The following is a 17,222-nucleotide window of genomic DNA, read 5'->3' on the forward strand; positions in this document are numbered from 1 at the left end:
GCCGAACATTTGTATGCTAACTCGGCAAACAAACGTTAGGTGACAGCGATGACGCGCGCGACGACGCGACGTCCCGCCCGCGCGCTCCCGGCGGTCGCCACGCCCGCCCCGGACGCGAGGTGGGGCCTGCCGCTGGCGGTCGTCGTGATCGGCATGTTCATGTCGGTGCTGAACACCACCAGCGTGAACGTCGCGCTGCCGAACATGGCCAACGACCTCGGGGCCGCCACCAGCGACATCGAGTGGGTCGTCACCGCGTACAACCTGTGCCTCGGCGTGGTCGTGCCGGCCAGCGCGTGGCTGGGCGACCGGCTCGGCCTGAAACGGCTCTACATCGTCTCGCTGATCGGGTTCGTCGCGGCGTCCGTGCTCTGCGGACTGGCCGACAACCTGGGCACGATGATCGTCTTCCGGGTGCTGCAGGCCATCCCCGGCGGGATGCTCCCGGTGACCTGCATGACGTTCCTCTACCGGATAGTGCCGCGCGCGAAGATCGGCAGCGCGATGGGCATGTACGGCCTGGGCATGGTGGTGGCCCCGGCGATCGGGCCCACGCTGGGCGGCTACCTGGTGCAGAACGTCGACTGGCGGCTGATCTTCTACCTCAACGTCCCGGTCGGGCTGCTCGGCGTGCTCGCCGCCTCGGTCGTCCTGCCGCGCATCCCGGGCGCGCCGGGGCGGCGGTTCGACGTGATCGGCTTCGGGTGCGTCGCGGGCGGGCTGTTCGCGCTGCTGCTGGCCGCCTCCGAGGGCCAGGACTGGGGCTGGACCGGCTACCGGGTGCTGATGCTGCTCACCGCCGGCGTGATCCTGCTGGCGCTGTTCGTGGTGGTCGAGCTGGAGGTGGACGACCCGCTGCTGGATGTGCGGGTGTTCGCCAACTGGCCGTTCGTGAACTCGCTGGTCCTGATCGCGCTGCAGGCCATCGGGCTGTTCGCGGTGTCGTTCTACGTGCCGGTGTTCCTGCAGGAGGCGCAGGGGCTGACCGCCCTGAACACCGGCTTCACGCTGCTGCCGCAGGCGTTGGTGATGATCGTGCTGATGCCGATCGCCGGGCGGGTGTACGACAGGCTCGGCGCGCGGTGGATCGGGGCGGCGGGCATGGGCCTGGCCGGGGTGGGCGTGCTCATGCTGGTCCGGATCAACCCGGACATGCCGCGCTGGGAGTTCATCCAGGCGCTGATGCTGCGCGCGGTCGGCCCGGGGCTGGCCATGATGCCGATCACCACGGCCGGGGTGTCGGCGCTGCCCGCCCGGCTGGCCGGCGCCGGGAGCGCGTTCAACCAGCTCGTGCAGCGCGGCAGCGCCGCCCTGGGGCTGGCGGTGCTGACCGCCATCGCGACCGCCTACCAGGCGCAGCTCATGGCGGACCGATCCGCGCTGATGACCTCGTCGGACCCTCGGGTGGTGGCGATGGCGCGGAAGGGACCGTCCGCGCTCGCCCCGCTGCTGGAGAAGCTGAAGGTCGAGGTGCTCTCCGAGGCGTACGGCGACGTCTTCCTGATCGCCGGCATCGCCAGCCTGATCGGGGTGCCGCTGGCGTTCTTCCTGCCCGCTACTCGTCGTAGCTGACCGTGACCTCCTCGGTCACCGGCAGCGACTGGCAGGCAAGGACGTAGCCCTCGTCCAGGTCGGTCTGGTCGAGTACCTCGTTGCGCAGCATCTTCACCTCGCCGCCGACGACCCGGCAGGCGCACGCGCTGCACGCCCCCTCCCGGCAGGAGAACGGCGCGTCCAGGCCCCGCTCGCGCAGCAGGTCGAGCAGCTTGGTGCCGGCCGGCCAGCGGAACCGGTGCCGCTGCCCGTCCAGCTCGACCTCGACGGTGCTGTCCGGCCCCGCCGTGTCGGGTTGCGGGCCGGCCGACTCGAACGGGTCCTCGGTCAGGGACACGAACCGCTCGATGTGCAGCCGCTTGCGCGGCACGCCCAGGTCGCGCAGCGCGTGCGTGGCGGCGTCCATGAACGGCGTGGGGCCGCACAGGAACACCTCCCGCCCGTCTGGTCCGGTGAACGGCCCGGCCAGGCCGGCGAGGTGGGCGCGGGTGGGCAGCCCCTGCACGCTCTCCAGCCAGTGCGCGACCACCAGCCGGTCCGGGTGCGCCTCGGCCAGCCCGCGCAGCTCCTCCGCGAAGATCACCGACCGCTCGTCCCGGTTGGCGTAGAGCAGCACCAGGTGCCCCCGGCCGCGCGCCAGCACCGCGCGGATGATCGACATGACCGGGGTGATGCCGCTGCCGGCGGCGACCAGCAGCAGGTCCGCGTCCAGCGTGCGCGGCGTGAACGTCCCTTCGGGGGGCAGCGCGTCCAGCTCCATGCCGGGGGAGAGGTGGTCGCAGATCCAGTTCGAGCCCCGGCCCTCGGCGACCCGCTTGACCGTCACCATCAGGTCCCCGCCGTCGTGCGGCGAGCTGGACAGGGAGTAGCAGCGGGCCAGCGACGTGCCGTCCGGCCCGGGCACCCGCACGGTCAGGAACTGACCCGGCCGGTAGGCGTAGCGTTCGGCCAGCTCGGACGGGACCCGGAGCACCAGCGACACCGCGTCCGCCGTCTCCTGCACCACCTCCGCGACGGCGAGCCGGTGGAAGTCAGCCACCGGGCACCAGCCTGGGCGCGGGCTCGGCGGAGGCCACCGCCAGCCTGTCCTCGGCCACCGCCAGCTCGATGCTGCGCCGCAGCTCGGGGCAGCCGTCCCGCGCGGTGTAGAGCGGGCATCGGCGCGCGGCGTCGGCGGTCCACTGGATGCTGGTGTGCGCGAGGCTGTTCTTCTTCACCCCCACCCGGCCGCCGCAACCACGGCAGTCCACATCGGACAGGCCGCCCTCGAGCTGGGCGCGGCGGTCGGCGGCGGTGGCGGCGGCCAGCTCGTCCGGACCCAGCGCCGGCCCGGTCATGGCACGCTGCCGCTGGGCTCGTGCTCGGCGGCCTGCGTGGCGTCCGCGCGGCGCGCCAGGTTCTCCTGGACCTCCCGCTCCCACGCCTGCACCGCGCGGGTGGTGTCCACCTCGAACTCGAAGCGCTGCGTCATGTCCTCGGTGACGTCCTCGACGTCCACGTAGAACTGCTCGTACCAGCGCCGCAGCTGGTAGACCGGCCCGTCCTCCTCGCACAGCAGCGGGTTGTCGATCCGGGTCTTGTTCTTCCAGATCTCCACGTCCTGCAGGAAGCCGACGCCGGTGCCCTTGGCGAACTTCTCCGCGAGCTGGTTGCCCTGCTCGTGCGACAGCCCCGGCGGCTTGCGCACGATCACGCCCCACTGCAGCACGAACGAGTTCGCGGTGACCGGATAGTGCGTGTTGATCAGCACCGTCTCGATCTTGAACCCGCGGAAGTCGTGCCACAGGTAGTCGATCATGTAGGAGGGTCCGTAATAGGACGCCTCCGACCGCAGCGCGTTGTCGCTCTCCGAATAAGCCGAGCCTGACCCGACGTCGGGGCGCCCCCGGGTGTTGAGGTACTGGGTGGCGATGTGCCCCTCGAAGACGTTCTTGAAGTAGGTAGGGAACGCGAAGTGCACATAGAAAAAGTGCGCCATGTCGACGACATTGTCGATGATCTCCCGGCAGTTCGAGCCTTCGATGCGGACCGAGTCCCAGGTCCAGTCGCTCCACTCGTCGGAGAACGCGCCCTCGACGCGCGGGATGGTGATCTCCGGCGGCGGCGGGCGGTTCTGCGGGTCGTGCCAGACGAACAGCTGCTTGTTCTCCTCGTGGGTCAGCCAGGACCGGGTCCGCGCCCTCGGCGGCACCCGCCGCGCGTACGGAATCCCCACGCACCGCCCGTTCCCGCCCCACCGCCAGTCGTGGAACGGGCAGGCCACCGCGTCGCCCTTGACGCTGCCCTGGGTCAGGTCGCCGCCCATGTGCCGGCAGTACCCGTCCAGCACGTGCAACTCGCCCGCGCTGTCCGCGAACACCACCAACTTCGTCCCGAACGCCTCGACCGCGTGCGGCTTCCCGTCCCGGAACGCCTCCGCCAGCCCGAGGCAGTGCCACCCCCTGGCGAACCGCGTAGGCGGCGCACCCACATCAATAGTCCGTACATCGTCGATGCTCATAGTTCGTTTCCCCTGGTCACCACCCGTGAGTGGCTAGGGTCGCTATAGCGACCCTGTCCACTCACGGCTTCTGAGCTGGGCGTTTGTTGGGCGGCGGCCGCCTCGGCGAGGTCCAGGGCGGCCAGGTAGCCGCCGGTCATGGCCGGGCCGATGGTGGCGCCGGCGCCGGCGTAGGTGCGGGCCATGACCGAGGCGCTGGCGTTGCCGGCGGCGTAGAGGCCGGGGATCGGTGAGCCGTCGGCGCGGAGGACCCGGGAGCGCTCGTCGACGCGCAGGCCGCCCTTGGTGCCTAGGTCGCCGGGGACTATGCGGACGGCGTGGAACGGTGCGAGGTCCAGCGGGGCGAGGCAGGGGTTCGGGCGTTGGCGCGGGTCGCCGTAGTACCTGTCGTAGGCGCTGGCGCCTCGGGCGAACCGCTCGTCGGTGCCCGTGCGGGCGTAGCCGTTGAACTCGGTGACCGTGGCGCCCAGGCCGTCGGGCGGCAGGCCGATCGCGGCGGCCAGCTCGTCCAGCGAACCAGCGGAGAACACGGCCCCCGCCCGGTACCAGCGCTTCGGGAACGGCTGGCGCGGGCGCAGGCCGGCGAACGGGTAGCGGTTGCGGTAGCGCTGGTCCACGATCAGCCAGGCCGGGATGTGGTCGACGCCGCTCGCGTGCCCGTCGTACATCGCGTGCACCGCGTCGACGTACGGCACCGCCTCGTTGACGAACCGCTCGCCGGCCGCGTTGACCAGGATCGAGCCGGGCAGCGCGCGCTCGGCAAGGCAGAAGTACGGACCCCGGCCGAGCGGGATGGACGGCCCCCACCAGGCGTCGTCCATCAGGTCCAGGTCCGCGCCCGCTCGCTGGCCGGCCTCGATGCCGTCGCCGGTGTTCTCCGCCGCCCCGGTGGTCCACTCGGTGCCGATCGGCGCGCGCTGGTACTTCGTGCGCATGGCCGCGTTGTGCTCGAACCCGCCGGAGGCGACGACCACCCCGAGCCGGGCTTCAACGACCTCCTCCTGGCCGCCGGAACGCCGCACCCGCACGCCGGTGACCCGCTCGCCGTCGCGCTCCAGCTCGACCAGCGGGGTGTCCAGCCACACCGGCACGCCGGCCGCCGCCAGCCCGGCGCGCAGCCCGGCCGCCAGGGCCTGGCCCATGGTCAGCGTCCGCCGGCGGCGCAGCGCGTCGAGCAGGCTCCGCCCGAACACCCGACCGGCGCGCAGCGGTCCGCGCGGGTGGCGGGCGATCAGGTTCAGCCACTTGTAGTCCGCCGCGGTGATGGCGAGGCGGCCCGGGCTGGCCAGGTACGGCGGGTTCAGCCGGGCCAGCTCGGCGCCGAGCACCCCGGCATCCAGCGGCTTCGGCTCGATGCTGCGCCCCCGCGGCATTCCGCCCGGCGCCTCCGGGTAGTAGTCCGCGTATCCGGGCACCCAGGCGAACCGAAGCGGCGTGACCGCCCGTACCAGCTCCAGCATCGCCGGCCCGTGCTCCAGCAATGCCCGCCGCCGAGCCTCGGGCACCTCGTCACCGAGCAGGTGGGCGAGGTAGTCGGCGGCCCGCTCGGGCGTGTCGGGCACCCCGGCGGCGCGCAGCACCTCGTTGTTCGGCACCCAGATGCCGCCGCCCGAGCGCGCCGTCGAGCCGCCGAACCTGGCGGCCTTCTCCACCACCAGGACGGCGAGCCCTCGGTGCGCCGCCGTCAACGCCGCGGTCATCCCCGCCGCGCCGCTGCCGACCACCACGACGTCGAACCCGGTCATCCCGCCTCCGGCTCACGCTCAGACTGGAACATGTTATAGAAATGCCGAGGGCCACGCTACGGTGCACGGAGTGGCTCCACAAGACACATACTAGAACACGTTCCAGTTTCTGGGAGGTTCTGTGGTGGAGGCCGACGTGGTGGTGGTCGGGTTCGGCGCGGCGGGCGCCTGCGCGGCGATCGAGGCGGCCGGCGCGGGCGCCCAGGTCATTGTGCTGGACAGGTTCGGCGGCGGCGGGTCGACGGCGCTGTCCGGCGGCGTCGTCTACGCCGGGGGCGGCACCGACGTGCAGCGGGAGGCGGGCGTCAGCGACTCGCCGGAGGGCATGTATGAGTACCTGCGGCGCGAGGTCGGCGACGTGGTCTCGGCGGAGACGCTGCGCCGGTTCTGTGACACCAGTGCGGACATGGTGCGCTGGCTGGGCGGGCTCGGGGTGCCGTTCGAGGCCAGCCTGTGCCCGTACAAGACCTCGTACCCGAGCAACCGGCACTACCTGTACTACTCCGGCAGCGAGGCGGCCGGCGGGTTCCGCGACGCCGCGCCGCCGGCCGCGCGCGGGCACCGGGTGCGCGGGCGGGGGACCTCCGGCGGCGTGCTGTTCCGGTATCTGGCGCGGGCGGTGCGTGAGCGCGGCGTTCGGGTGCTCACCCAGGCGCACGCGGTCGGGCTGGTCACGGACGACGGCGGCCGGGTGGTCGGGGTGGACTGCCGGCGGCTGACCGGTGCGCCGGCGTTCGCCCACCGGGTGCTGTCCCGGTTCGCGGCCAAGCCCGGGCTCTACCTGCCGCCGCTGCGTCGCGCGCTGCATGCCCGCGCCGAGGCGCTGGAGCGGAGGTACGGGCGGCCGGTCAGGGTGCGGGCCCGGCGCGGGGTGGTGCTGGCGGCGGGCGGTTTCATCGCGAACCGGGAGATGGTGCACGAGCACGCGCCCGCCTACCGGGGCGGGCTGACGCTCGGCACGCCGGGCGACGACGGCGCCGGCATCGCGCTCGGCGTCCAGGCCGGCGCGGCCACCGCCGAGCTGGGGACGGTCTCGGCGTGGCGGTTCATCACCCCGCCGAGCGCGTTCCTGGGCGCGTTGCTCGTAGACACCCAAGGGCGGCGGGTGTGCGACGAGTCCCGGTACGGCGCCGCGCTGGGCCACGCCCTGGTGACCGAGTGCGGCGGACGCGGCTGGCTGCTGGCGGACGCCGCGCTGGTCCGCGACGCGCGCCGCCAGCTGCGCGCGCAGACCGTGTGGTTCCAGTGGGCGCAGGCGCGCTACCTGCTCGGCTCGTCGCGGCGGACCAGCGCGAACACCCTGGACGAGGTCGCCGCCCGCGCCGGCGTGGACCCCGAAGGCCTGCGCGCCACCGTCGAGGCGCACAACGCCGCCGCCCGCGACGGCCGCCCCGACCCGGCGGGCAAGCCTTCCGAGTTCGTCAGGCCGCTGGAAGAACCGCCCTTCTCCCTGCTGGACATCTCGATCCGGCCGAGCACCTGGTACCCGTGCCCGATGCTCACCCTCGGCGGCCTGGCCGTCGCCGAGGACACCGGCGCCGTGCTGCGCGCCGACGGTGGCGGCCCGATCCCCGGGCTCCACGCCGCCGGCCGCACCGCCGTAGGCCTCTGCTCGCGCTCCTACGTGAGCGGCCTGTCCCTGGCCGACTGCGTCTTCGCCGGCCGCCGCGCCGGCCTCGCCTCCGCCCGGCTCGACACAAACGAGAACGTGTTCTAGTCTCGGTCCGCCGGTAACACAGCGCGACCGGCGCCGAGATGAAGGACCCGGTGCCGAGCGCTGTTCAGCCTCGCCGGCGAGTGAGGCGACAGCACAGACGGGAGCGGCCATGGGCGAGAAGGTCATCGAGGCGGTGCGGGAGCTGCTGCCGGCGTTCCGGGACCGGGCGCAGAAGGCGGAGGACGCCCGCCGGCTGCCCGAAGAGTCGATCAAGGCGCTGCAGGACGCCGGGCTGTTCCGGATGCTGCAGCCGGCCCGGTTCGGCGGCATCCAGGCCGACCCGGTGGAGTTCTACACGGCCATCCGGATGATCGCCTCCGCGTGCGGCTCCACCGGCTGGGTGGCGTCGGTGATCGGGGTGCACCCGTGGCAGCTCGCGCTGTTCCCGGCCCAGGCCCAGGACGACGTGTGGGGCTCGGACCCGCACACCCGGATGTCCTCCTCGTACGCCCCGACCGGCAGGGCGGTCCGGGTGGACGGCGGCTACCGGCTGACCGGGCGGTGGAGCTTCTCCTCCGGCTGCGACCACGCGAGCTGGGTGCTGCTCGGCGGCGTGGTGACCGACGACGAGGGCAACCGGGTCGACTTCAAGACGTTCCTGCTGCCGATCAGCGACTACACCATCGACGACGTGTGGGACACCGTCGGCCTGCGCGGCACCGGCAGCAACGACATCGTGGTCGACGACGTGTTCGTGCCGGCGTACCGCTCGCTGAGCTTCGCCGACACCGCGCGCTGCCGCTGCCCAGGCCAGGAGGTCAACCCCGCGCCGCTGTACCGGATCCCGTTCGCGTCGATCTTCTCCTACACGATCACCACGCCGGTGATCGGCATGGCCACCGGGGCGTACCAGGCGCACCTGGAGTACATGCGCAAACGGGTACGGGTGTCCTACGGCTCGAAGGCCGCCGAGGACCCGTTCGCCCAGGTCCGCATCGCGGACGCGGCCGCCGAGATCGACGCGGCCTGGCGGCAGTTGGAGCACAACATGTCCGAGCTGATGCGCCTGGCCACCGCCGGCGAACCGATCCCGATGCCGCTGCGGCTGGGGATCCGCCGCGACCAGGTCCGGGGCACCGGCCGGGCGATCGCCGCGGTGGACAGCCTGTTCGAGAACTCCGGCGGCCGCGCGCTGCGCACCGGCACCCCGATCCAGCGGTTCTGGCGCGACGCGCACGCCGGGCGGGTGCACGCGATCAACGACCCGGAGCGGGCGTTGTCCATGTTCGGCGCCGCCGAGCTCGGGCACCCGGTCCAGGACGCGATGGTGTGACGATGACGTCGACGATCGCCGACGGGCGGCTGGTCAGGCTCGCATCCGACCGCCAGCTGCACCTTCACCAGGCCGGGGAAGAACACGACACGGCGGTGGTGCTGCTGCACGGCGGCGGCCCCGGCGCCTCCGCGTGGAGCAACTTCGGGCGCAACCTGCCGGTGTTCGCCGGCTCGTTCCACACCCTTGCGGTGGACCAGCCGGGCTTCGGCGGCTCGGGCGGGCCGGTCGAGGGCGAGCACTACTTCACCCAGAGCGCCGACGCGCTGGCCGGGCTGCTCGACGTGCTCGGGCTGGAGCGGGTGCACCTGGTCGGCAACTCGCTGGGCGGCGGCACGGCCGTGCGGTTCGCGCTGCGCCATCCCGACCGCGCCGGCCGGCTGGTGCTGATGGCGCCGGGCGGGCTGAGCCTGAACGTGTTCTCGCCGGACCCGACCGAGGGCATCAAGCGGCTCTACGAGTTCGCCGCGCCGCCCGGCCCGAGCAGGGAGAAGCTGGCCGGCTTCCTGCGCACCCTGGTGCACGACCCGGCGCTGGTCACCGACGCGCTGGTGGAGGAGCGGTTCGCCGCCGCCGCCGACCCGCGCGCGCTGAAGGCGATGGCCGCGATGGGTCGCGCGTTCGCCACCGCGCCCGAGGACGGGATGCTCTGGCGGGAGGCGCACCGGCTGCGCCAGCGGGTGCTGCTGGTGTGGGGCCGCGAGGACCGGGTCAACCCGCTGGACGGCGCGCTGGCCGCGCTCAAGCTGATCCGCCGCGCCCAGCTGCACGTGTTCGGCGGCTGCGGGCACTGGGCGCAGTTGGAACGTTTCGACGAGTTCAACCGGCTGGTGCTGGACTTTTTGGGGGAGGACACATGATCCGTTCGCTCGGTTACCTGCGGATCGAGGCCACCGACGTCGCGGCCTGGCGGGAGTACGGGCTCAAGGTGCTCGGCATGGTGGAGGGGCGCGGCGCCGTCGAGGGCGCGCTGTACCTGCGGATGGACGACTTCCCGGCGCGGTTGGTGATCGTGCCGGGGGAGCGGGACGCATTGTCGGCGTCCGGCTGGGAGACTGCGAACGCGGCGGAGCTGGACGAGGTGCGCCAGGCGCTGGAGCGGGCCGGGGTGGCGTTCAAGGAGGGGAGCCCCGCCGAGCTGGCCGACCGGCGGGTGGACGGGATGATCAGCTTCGACGATCCGTCCGGCAACACGCTGGAGGTCTTCCACGGCGCCGCGCTGGAGCACCGGCGGGTGGTCAGCCCGTACGGGCACCGGTTCGTCACCGGCGAGCAGGGACTCGGGCACGTGGTGCTGTCCTGCCAGGACGACGAGGCGGCGCTGCGGTTCTACCGGGACGTGCTCGGCTTCCGGCTGCGGGACTCGATGCGGCTGCCGCCCCAGCTGGTCGGGCGCCCGGCCGACGGCCCGCCGGCGTGGCTGCGGTTCTTCGGCTGCAACCCCCGCCACCACAGCCTGGCGTTCCTGCCCATGCCCACGCCCAGCGGGATCGTCCACCTCATGGTCGAGGTGGAGAACACCGACGACGTGGGCCTGTGCCTGGACCGGGCGATACGCCGCAAGGTGCCGATGTCGGCGACCCTGGGCCGGCACGTCAACGACCTGATGCTGTCCTTCTACATGAAGACGCCGGGCGGGTTCGACGTCGAGTTCGGCACCGAGGGACGGCAGGTGGACGACCACAGCTGGATCGCCAGGGAGAGCACGGCGGTCAGCCTCTGGGGCCACGACTTCAGCGTGGGCGCCCGGAAGCCCGAGTAGCCCTGTGTTATAACGCATCGGGTGACATTGCCTCCCGGTTGGGTGGCGACACGCCGACGCTGATTGCGTCACACACGAATCACCTATAACAGATACGGCGCAGACTCGTATTACAACCTGGAGGTACTCCGCCATGTCTGTCCTGCGCCGCACGCTCGCGGCCGTCCTCGGTGGCGCGCTCGTCGTCGGCACCAGCATGTTGTTCAGCGTTGGCGCCGCTCACGCGGGGGGCATGCTCCCCGGTCTCCCGACCAACAATCTGAGCACCTCGGCCGTCACCGACATCCTCAAGCCCGGGAAGTAGCGGCCGCGTTCCGAGTCGGACAGCAGCACCAGCGTGGTTCGACCACGCTGGTGCTGCTGTGTGTCGGGCGTCCTTGACCTCGAGTCGCATTGAGGTTGTCCACTGGACGGCCATGGAAGACCGGAAGTTCCGCTTCAGCTACTTCACGACCGACTACGACGCGACCGTCGCCTTCTACCGCGACGGCCTGGCGCTGCCGATCGCGGGATCGTGGGACCGAGGTGGTCACGATCGGGGAACGCTGTTCGCCGCCGCGTCCGGGCTCATCGAGGTCCTCCCTCGGCCCTCGCGCGAGGACGCGGAACCCCTGTTCGACCCGCGCCCGCCGCAGGGGGCGTTCATGGTGGTCGAGGTGGCCGACGTCGAGCGCGAGTACCGCCGGGCGGTCGACAACGGACTCCCGATCCAGAAAGAGCTCTCCCGGCAGAGCTGGGGCCACCTCAGCTTCTGCGTCACGGAGCCGAACGGGCTCACCGTCTACATCTACAGCCCGTAAGTCAGAGCCGTTCCAGGATCGTCCCGGTGGACAGCGCGCCGCCGGCGCACATGCTGACCAGGGCGGTCCCGGCGTCGCGGCGTTCCAGCTCGTGCAGCGCGGTGGTGACCAGCCGGGCGCCCGTGCAGCCGACGGGGTGGCCGAGGGCTATCGCGCCGCCGTTGACGTTCACCTTGTCCGGGTCGGGCTGGTGGACGGACGCCCAGGACAGCACGACGCTGGCGAACGCCTCGTTGACCTCGAACAGGTCGATGTCGCCGACCTTCATCCCGGCGCGCTCCAGCACCCGTGAGGTCGACTGCACCGGGCCGTCCAGGTGGTAGTACGGCTCGGCCCCGACCAGGCACTGTGCGACGATGCGCGCCCGTGGCCGCAGGCCCAGCTCGCGGGCCCGGTCGGCGTCCATGAGCAGCACGGCGGCCGCCCCGTCGGAGATCTGCGAGGAGGTGCCCGCCGTGTGCAGGCCGGCCTCCAGCACGGGCTTGAGCCCGGCCAGCGCGTCCAGGCTGGTCGCCCGCAGCCCCTCGTCGCGGGACACGGCGCCGTTGGGGGTTCCGACCGGCACCACCTCGCGGTCGAAGTGCCCCTGCGCCCAGGCCTGCGCCGCCCTGGCCTGCGAGCGCAGCCCGAAACCGTCCAGGTCCTCGCGGGTGAACCCACGCCGGGTCGCGATCCGCTCGGCCGCGACGAACTGGTTGGGCAGGTCGATGTCCCAGGAGTCCGGCCTGGGCATCCCGGCGTGCTCGCCCACGTTCGCGCGCAGCGGCACCCGGCTCATCGCCTCCACCCCGCACGCGATGCCGACGTCGATCGCGCCCGCGCTGATCAGTCCGGCGACCAGGTGGGTGGCCTGCTGGGCGGACCCGCACTGCGAGTCCACGGTGGTCGCGCCCACCTCGTACGGCAGCCCGGCGTGCAGCCAGGCGGTCCGGGTGACGTTGTTGGACTGCTCGCCGGCCTGCGTCACGCAGCCGCCGATCACCTGCTCGACCAGCGCGGGATCGACACCGGCGCGCTCGGTCACGCCGCGCAGGGCGGCGCCGAGGAGCTCGGCGGGATGCAGGCCGGACAGCGCCCCGCGCCGTCGCCCGATCGGTGTCCGCACGGCGCCGACGATGACCGGCTCGCCCATGGTTTCCTCCTCGTCGCAGAACCTGGATCGAGACTAGAACACGTTCTTATTTGACGACAAGCAGACCCTTCACCTTGCCAGCCGAGTGTGCTTGACTGCGGGTAGAACGTGTTACACGTTGGCGTGTGGACGGAGGTGGCCGTGGTGGTCGGCAAGATCCCTGAGGGCTTCGACTTCACCGATCCCGACCTGTACGCGCGGCGGGTGCCGCTGGCCGAGTTCGCCGAGTTGCGGCGCACCGCACCGGTCTGGTGGAACCCGCAGCGCAAGGGCTCCTCGGGGTTCGACGACGAGGGCTACTGGGTGGTGAGCCGCCACGCCGAGGTCAAGGAGGTGTCGCGGGACAGCGACACCTACTCGACGTGGGAGAACACCGCGATCATCCGGTTCAACGAGGACATCACCCGGGACAAGATCGAGCTGCAGCGCTTCATCCTGATCAACATGGACCCGCCGCAGCACTCCACGCTGCGCCGGATCGTGTCCAGGGGGTTCACCCCGAAGGCGATCTCCGGGCTGCGCGACGCGCTGGCCGAGCGCGCCCAGCGGATCGTGCACGGCGCGCTCGCCGAGGGCAGCGGCGACTTCGTCACCGACGTGGCCTGCGAGCTGCCGCTGCAGGCCATCGCCGAGCTGCTCGGCATCCCGCAGGACGACCGCCGCAAGATCTTCGACTGGTCGAACCAGATGATCGCCTACGACGACCCGGAGTACGAGATCGAGCCGGAGGCGGCCGCCGCGGAGCTGCTCGGCTACTCGATGGGCATGGCCGAGGAGCGCAAGGGCTGCCCGATGGACGACATCGTGACCAAGCTCGTGCAGGCCGACGTGGACGGCCGGGGGCTGTCCGCCGACGAGTTCGGCTTCTTCGTGCTGCTGCTCGCCGTGGCCGGCAACGAGACCACCCGCAACGCGATCACCCACGGCATGATGGCGCTGCTGGACAACCCGGAGCAGTGGGAGCTGTACAAGGCGGAGCGCCCGGCCACCGCCGCCGACGAGATCGTCCGCTGGGCCACCCCGGTGACCGCGTTCCAGCGCACCGCCAAGGTGGACGCCGAGCTGGGCGGCCAGCAGATCAAGGCCGGCCAGCGGGTCGGGCTGTTCTACGCGTCGGCGAACTTCGACGAGACGGTGTTCGACGCGCCGGAGCGGTTCGACGTCACCCGCGACCCGAACCCGCACCTGGGCTTCGGCGGCAGCGGCGCGCACTTCTGCCTGGGCGCGAACCTGGCCCGGCTGGAGATCGACCTGATCTTCAACGCGATCGCCGAGCACATGCCGGACATCAAGCGCGCCGGCGAGGCCCGGAGGCTGCGTTCGGGCTGGCTGAACGGGATCAAGGAGTTTCCGGTGACTTACCAGGCGGGGGTGCGTTGATGCGGACGCGAGCGGCGGCGCTGCTGGAGCAGCCCGGCAAGTGGCAGGTCATCGACGTCGAGCTGGACGAGCCGGCGGAGCACGAGGTGCGGGTGCGGTTCCACGCCGCCGGGCTGTGCCACTCCGACGACCACGCCGCGACCGGCGACATGCCGGTGGGCAAGCTGCCGCTGATCGGCGGGCACGAGGGCGCCGGGGTGGTCGAGGCGGTCGGGCCGGGGGTGCGGACGCTGGCCGTCGGCGACCACGTGGTGGCCCAGTTCGTGCCGTCCTGCGGGCGGTGCGGGCCGTGCGCGTCCGGTCGCGGGAACCTGTGCGACCTGGGCATGTACGCGCTGGCCGGCTCGATGGCGGACGGCACGTACCGCGCGCACCACAACGGCGCGGACGCCGGCCAGATGACCATGGTCGGCACGTTCGCCCAGCACGCCGTGGTCTCGGAGTACTCGCTGACCGCGATCGACAAGGACATCCCGTTCCCGGTGGCCGCGCTGCTGAGCTGCGGGGTGCCCACCGGGTGGGGCTCGGCCGAGTACGCCGCCGAGGTCAAGGCCGGCGACACGGTGATCGTGATGGGCACCGGGGGCGTGGGCATGAACGCCGTGCAGTCCGCGTCCGCGCGCGGCGCCGCGCACGTGATCGCCGTCGACCCGGTGGAGTTCAAGCGTTCGTCGGCCCTGAAGTTCGGGGCCACGCACGCGTTCGCCGGCATCGACGAGGCCGCCGACTTCGCCCGCTCGGTCACCGGTGGCCAGGGCGCGCACTCGGCGATCGTCACGGTGGGCGTCACGACAGGCGAGCACGTGGCCGCCGCCGTGAACGCGATCGGCAAGTTCGGCACAGTGGTGGTGACCGGCATCGGCGACGTCAAGGCGGAGGGCCTGCCGATCAACCTGTGGCTGCTGTCGATGATGCAGAAGCGCATCCAGGGCGTCATCTTCGGCATGGGCACGCCGCCGTACGAGATCACCCGGCTGGCCGGCCTCTACCGCTCCGGCCGGCTCAAGCTCGACGAGCTGATCACCACGACGTACCGGCTGGACGAGGTCAACCAGGCCTACGCCGACATGCACGCCGGCCGCAACATCCGCGGCGTCATCCTGCACGAGTCGTCATGAAGCTCGGGGTGACGATCTTCCTCACCGACGAGGTGATCAACCCGGTGCGGCTGGCCAGGGAGGCGGAGGCGCGCGGGTTTCACTCCGTGTACTTCCCGGAGCACACGCACATCCCGGTGGCCCGGCACACGCCGCACCCGGTGCAGGGGCGTGACTTCGACCCGTCGTACCGGCGCACGCTGGATCCGTACATCGCGCTGGCGGCGTGCGCGTCGGTGACGGACCGGATACTCCTGGGTACCGGCGTCGGGGTGGTCGCGCAGCACGACCCGATCATTCTGGCCAAGGAGCTGGCCACGCTCGACCTGCTCTCGGACGGGCGGCTGGTGCTCGGCGTCGGGTACGGCTGGAACCGCGACGAGATCGCCGACCACGGGGTCGACCCGGCGCGGCGGCGCGGGCGGTTGCGCGAGGTGATGCTGGCCATGACCGAGCTGTGGAGCAACGAGGTCGGCGAGTTCCACGGCAAGCACGTGGAGATCCCGCCGTCCTGGTCGTGGCCCAAGCCGGTGCAGCAGCCCCGGCCGCGCGCCCTGATCGGCGGGCCGGCGGGGCCGAAGCTGTTCGGCCACATCGCGGAGATCGCCGACGGCTGGATGCCGATCGGGGCGTCCGGGTTCAAGGAGGCGCTGCCGGCGCTGCGGGAGGCGTTCGCCGACGCGGGCCGCGACCCGGCGAGCGCCCAGGCGGTGCCGTTCGGCATCCAGCCCACCCCGGGCAAGCTGGAGTACCTGCGGTCGCTGGGCGTCACCGAGGCGGTGGCCGCGCTCCCTGGCGGCGGCGCCGACGAGGTGCTGGCGGCGCTGGACTACTACGCGGGCGCGTTCCCGGAGTACCTCGCGCGGCCGTGATGTTGACCGTCGGCCGGATGCCGGTGGGGGAGTTTAGGTGATCTTGTCGAGGAACTCCCGGATCGCCGGGGCGACGACGCGCGCGAGGTCGTCGGCGGTGTGTAGGTCGGCCCATGTCGTCGTCGGCGCCAAGCGGCCGTGGGGCAGCGTCCGGGCGACCTGTTCGGCCAGCGCGGTGGGGTGACGCGCGTCGTCGCCGGGGAACACCAGTGTCGGCGCCGTGATCGCGGCCAGTTCGGCAACCTCGCGGAAGGATCGGTCACGGCCGATAGCCGCGGCGGCGACGATGCTGGCCGGGTCGGAGCGGGGTATGGCGTCGCGCACCATCGCGCCGACGACGGGCGGGAAGTCCGCCAGGATGGGCTCCCAGCCCGCGTTGATGCCCTCGGCGGCCACGCGGGCGGCGAAGTCGTCCATGAAACGGATCTCGGCTTCCTTCGCCGTGTCGTCCTCGATGTCCTCGAGCGCGATCAGGACGGCGGCGCGCACGAGGCCGGGGTGTGCCGCCGCCACCCGAAGGGTGATCGTCGCGCCGAGACCGGTGCCGCCGATCGCGGCGCCCGGCACGCCGAGATGGCCCAGCAACCGCACGACGTCATCGGTGTACCGGGCCCAGGTGTGGAGGGTCGGATCGGGGCAGACGGATCGGCCGTAGCCGCGCAGGTCCGGGAGCACGACGGTGTGCCGGTCGGCGAGGTGGGCGGCGAGAGGCAGCAGGCTCTCGTGGTCGGGTCCGCCGGCATGCATCAGGACGAGTGGTGGGCCGTCGCCGTCGCCGACAACGGCGGCATGCAGGGGGCAGCCGTCGCGACCGCGGTAGCTGATTCTCGACATGCGCCCGAGCAAACCGGGCGCCTGAGGTGGCGGCAATGCGCGCCGACGTCACATCATGTCGAGTTGGTGCCATGATCCGCGTTCGATGCGTGATCAGGAGCCGCCGGGCACCCCGGTGAAGTCCACCGAGTACCAGCGCGCGGGACGCATCCGCAGCTGCGCGACCGGCTCGTCCTTGATCTGCGCGAGGTAGGCGTCCGCGTCGGCGCGCTCGAAGTAGCGGTACGCCATCGCCTCCCGTTCGGCCTGTGACGTGTCGAGCGCGATGTCGACCACCGGGCCCTCCACGCTGACGTACTTGTACGGCGGCGTCTCGTCCTGCACGACCAGGCTGAACTCCCGCGCGCGCTCCAGCAGGCGGTACTTGAGCGAGCCCGGCCCGGTCTGGACGAGCACGTCCCCGCCCGGCTGGTAGCTGTACCAGACCGGCACCGCCAGCGGCGGCCCGTCCGCCCGCGCGATGCTGATCACCCCCACGTGCAGCGCCGCCAGGAACTCCTCGCGCTCCGCCGTACCCATCGCCATCGGTGAACCTCCCGTGTCGTGTCCCGCCCCG

At 72.1% G+C, this 17,222-nt stretch carries 17 protein-coding genes; 10 read left to right on the forward strand and 7 right to left on the reverse strand.

Annotated elements, in window-relative coordinates:
- The first annotated feature begins 48 nt into the window (after positions 1–48).
- The gene (locus tag N912_RS48550) at positions 49–1,572 is read left to right on the forward strand and encodes a DHA2 family efflux MFS transporter permease subunit (RefSeq protein WP_051579406.1); all 1,524 of its coding nucleotides are present in this window, start codon (positions 49–51) and stop codon (positions 1,570–1,572) included.
- Here N912_RS48550 and N912_RS0100300 read toward each other — a convergent pair.
- The 4 genes from N912_RS0100300 to kstD are packed head-to-tail and all read right to left on the reverse strand — an operon-like array spanning position 1,556 to position 5,799.
- A complete protein-coding gene (locus N912_RS0100300) occupies positions 1,556–2,593 on the reverse strand; it encodes a ferredoxin--NADP reductase (RefSeq protein WP_028920845.1) in 1,038 nt (345 codons plus the stop codon). The two genes, N912_RS48550 and N912_RS0100300, sit on opposite strands and share 17 nt — an antisense overlap.
- The gene (locus N912_RS48555) at positions 2,586–2,891 is read right to left on the reverse strand and encodes a hypothetical protein (protein WP_051579407.1); all 306 of its coding nucleotides are present in this window, start codon (positions 2,889–2,891) and stop codon (positions 2,586–2,588) included. The genes N912_RS0100300 and N912_RS48555 overlap by 8 nt, the downstream gene beginning before the upstream one ends.
- Positions 2,888–4,054: a 3-ketosteroid-9-alpha-monooxygenase, oxygenase component gene (locus N912_RS0100310; RefSeq protein ID WP_028920846.1), complete on the reverse strand. Its 1,167-nt coding sequence runs from the start codon at positions 4,052–4,054 to the stop codon at positions 2,888–2,890. The genes N912_RS48555 and N912_RS0100310 overlap by 4 nt, the downstream gene beginning before the upstream one ends.
- Complete coding sequence (gene kstD / locus N912_RS48560; protein ID WP_064745120.1) at positions 4,051–5,799, reverse strand: 3-oxosteroid 1-dehydrogenase; 1,749 nt, start codon at positions 5,797–5,799, stop codon at positions 4,051–4,053. Before kstD ends, N912_RS0100310 begins: the two co-directional genes overlap by 4 nt.
- A gap of 124 nt (positions 5,800–5,923) precedes the next feature.
- Here kstD and N912_RS0100320 point away from each other — a divergent pair, with 124 nt between their 5' ends.
- The 6 genes from N912_RS0100320 to N912_RS0100345 all read left to right on the forward strand — a co-directional run bounded on the left by N912_RS0100320 (position 5,924) and on the right by N912_RS0100345 (position 11,351).
- Positions 5,924–7,516 (forward strand): FAD-binding protein, encoded by a 1,593-nt coding sequence (locus tag N912_RS0100320; protein WP_245645139.1) that lies wholly within the window; start codon positions 5,924–5,926, stop codon positions 7,514–7,516.
- A 109-nt stretch (positions 7,517–7,625) separates the two neighbouring features.
- A complete protein-coding gene (gene hsaA / locus N912_RS0100325) occupies positions 7,626–8,789 on the forward strand; it encodes a 3-hydroxy-9,10-secoandrosta-1,3,5(10)-triene-9,17-dione monooxygenase oxygenase subunit (protein WP_028920848.1) in 1,164 nt (387 codons plus the stop codon).
- 2 nt (positions 8,790–8,791) lie between these two features.
- Positions 8,792–9,649, forward strand: a complete 858-nt coding sequence (gene hsaD, locus N912_RS0100330) for a 4,5:9,10-diseco-3-hydroxy-5,9,17-trioxoandrosta-1(10),2-diene-4-oate hydrolase (protein ID WP_037062558.1) — start codon at positions 8,792–8,794, stop codon at positions 9,647–9,649.
- A complete protein-coding gene (hsaC, locus tag N912_RS0100335; protein ID WP_028920850.1) occupies positions 9,646–10,551 on the forward strand; it encodes an iron-dependent extradiol dioxygenase HsaC in 906 nt (301 codons plus the stop codon). Before hsaD ends, hsaC begins: the two co-directional genes overlap by 4 nt.
- 133 nt (positions 10,552–10,684) lie before the next feature.
- Positions 10,685–10,855, forward strand: coding sequence for a hypothetical protein (locus N912_RS63165; protein WP_156993076.1), 171 nt, complete (start codon positions 10,685–10,687; stop codon positions 10,853–10,855).
- Positions 10,856–10,967: 112 nt separating this feature from the next.
- Positions 10,968–11,351, forward strand: coding sequence for a VOC family protein (locus tag N912_RS0100345; RefSeq protein ID WP_028920851.1), 384 nt, complete (start codon positions 10,968–10,970; stop codon positions 11,349–11,351).
- 1 nt (position 11,352) lies between these two features.
- Here N912_RS0100345 and N912_RS0100350 read toward each other — a convergent pair whose 3' ends face one another.
- Positions 11,353–12,483 (reverse strand): steroid 3-ketoacyl-CoA thiolase, encoded by a 1,131-nt coding sequence (locus N912_RS0100350; RefSeq protein WP_028920852.1) that lies wholly within the window; start codon positions 12,481–12,483, stop codon positions 11,353–11,355.
- Positions 12,484–12,624: 141 nt separating this feature from the next.
- Here N912_RS0100350 and N912_RS0100355 point away from each other — a divergent pair, with 141 nt between their 5' ends.
- From N912_RS0100355 to N912_RS0100365, 3 genes are read left to right on the forward strand one after another with little or no spacing between them, the layout of a single operon-like run.
- Positions 12,625–13,863: a cytochrome P450 gene (locus tag N912_RS0100355; protein ID WP_028920853.1), complete on the forward strand. Its 1,239-nt coding sequence runs from the start codon at positions 12,625–12,627 to the stop codon at positions 13,861–13,863.
- Positions 13,863–14,981, forward strand: a complete 1,119-nt coding sequence (locus tag N912_RS0100360; protein WP_028920854.1) for an NDMA-dependent alcohol dehydrogenase — start codon at positions 13,863–13,865, stop codon at positions 14,979–14,981. The genes N912_RS0100355 and N912_RS0100360 overlap by 1 nt, the downstream gene beginning before the upstream one ends.
- On the forward strand, positions 14,978–15,832 hold the full coding sequence (locus N912_RS0100365) for an LLM class F420-dependent oxidoreductase (protein WP_028920855.1): 855 nt from the start codon (positions 14,978–14,980) through the stop codon (positions 15,830–15,832). Before N912_RS0100360 ends, N912_RS0100365 begins: the two co-directional genes overlap by 4 nt.
- Before the next feature lie 33 nt (positions 15,833–15,865).
- Here the strand turns inward: N912_RS0100365 and N912_RS0100370 are convergent, their stop codons facing one another.
- Complete coding sequence (locus N912_RS0100370; protein WP_028920856.1) at positions 15,866–16,666, reverse strand: alpha/beta fold hydrolase; 801 nt, start codon at positions 16,664–16,666, stop codon at positions 15,866–15,868.
- A 93-nt stretch (positions 16,667–16,759) separates the two neighbouring features.
- Positions 16,760–17,191, reverse strand: a complete 432-nt coding sequence (locus N912_RS0100375) for a pyridoxamine 5'-phosphate oxidase family protein (protein ID WP_211261099.1) — start codon at positions 17,189–17,191, stop codon at positions 16,760–16,762.
- Positions 17,192–17,222: the final 31 nt, after the last annotated feature.

It is taken from the genome of Actinospineispora acaciae DSM 45401, assembly GCF_000620785.1.
Taxonomy (GTDB): domain Bacteria; phylum Actinomycetota; class Actinomycetes; order Mycobacteriales; family Pseudonocardiaceae; genus Pseudonocardia; species Pseudonocardia acaciae.

What these genes read in the sequence shown, in the direction of transcription:
- N912_RS48550 (WP_051579406.1), top strand. Translation starts at nt 49, where the DNA reads ATGACGCGCGCGACGACGCGACGTCCCGCCCGCGCGCTCCCGGCGGTC.
- N912_RS48555 (WP_051579407.1), bottom strand. Translation starts at nt 2,891, where the DNA reads ATGACCGGGCCGGCGCTGGGTCCGGACGAGCTGGCCGCCGCCACCGCC.
- N912_RS0100310 (WP_028920846.1), bottom strand. Translation starts at nt 4,054, where the DNA reads ATGAGCATCGACGATGTACGGACTATTGATGTGGGTGCGCCGCCTACG.
- kstD (WP_064745120.1), bottom strand. Translation starts at nt 5,799, where the DNA reads ATGACCGGGTTCGACGTCGTGGTGGTCGGCAGCGGCGCGGCGGGGATG.
- hsaA (WP_028920848.1), top strand. Translation starts at nt 7,626, where the DNA reads ATGGGCGAGAAGGTCATCGAGGCGGTGCGGGAGCTGCTGCCGGCGTTC.
- hsaD (WP_037062558.1), top strand. Translation starts at nt 8,792, where the DNA reads ATGACGTCGACGATCGCCGACGGGCGGCTGGTCAGGCTCGCATCCGAC.
- hsaC (WP_028920850.1), top strand. Translation starts at nt 9,646, where the DNA reads ATGATCCGTTCGCTCGGTTACCTGCGGATCGAGGCCACCGACGTCGCG.
- N912_RS63165 (WP_156993076.1), top strand. Translation starts at nt 10,685, where the DNA reads ATGTCTGTCCTGCGCCGCACGCTCGCGGCCGTCCTCGGTGGCGCGCTC.
- N912_RS0100345 (WP_028920851.1), top strand. Translation starts at nt 10,968, where the DNA reads ATGGAAGACCGGAAGTTCCGCTTCAGCTACTTCACGACCGACTACGAC.
- N912_RS0100350 (WP_028920852.1), bottom strand. Translation starts at nt 12,483, where the DNA reads ATGGGCGAGCCGGTCATCGTCGGCGCCGTGCGGACACCGATCGGGCGA.
- N912_RS0100360 (WP_028920854.1), top strand. Translation starts at nt 13,863, where the DNA reads ATGCGGACGCGAGCGGCGGCGCTGCTGGAGCAGCCCGGCAAGTGGCAG.
- N912_RS0100365 (WP_028920855.1), top strand. Translation starts at nt 14,978, where the DNA reads ATGAAGCTCGGGGTGACGATCTTCCTCACCGACGAGGTGATCAACCCG.
- N912_RS0100370 (WP_028920856.1), bottom strand. Translation starts at nt 16,666, where the DNA reads ATGTCGAGAATCAGCTACCGCGGTCGCGACGGCTGCCCCCTGCATGCC.
- N912_RS0100375 (WP_211261099.1), bottom strand. Translation starts at nt 17,191, where the DNA reads ATGGCGATGGGTACGGCGGAGCGCGAGGAGTTCCTGGCGGCGCTGCAC.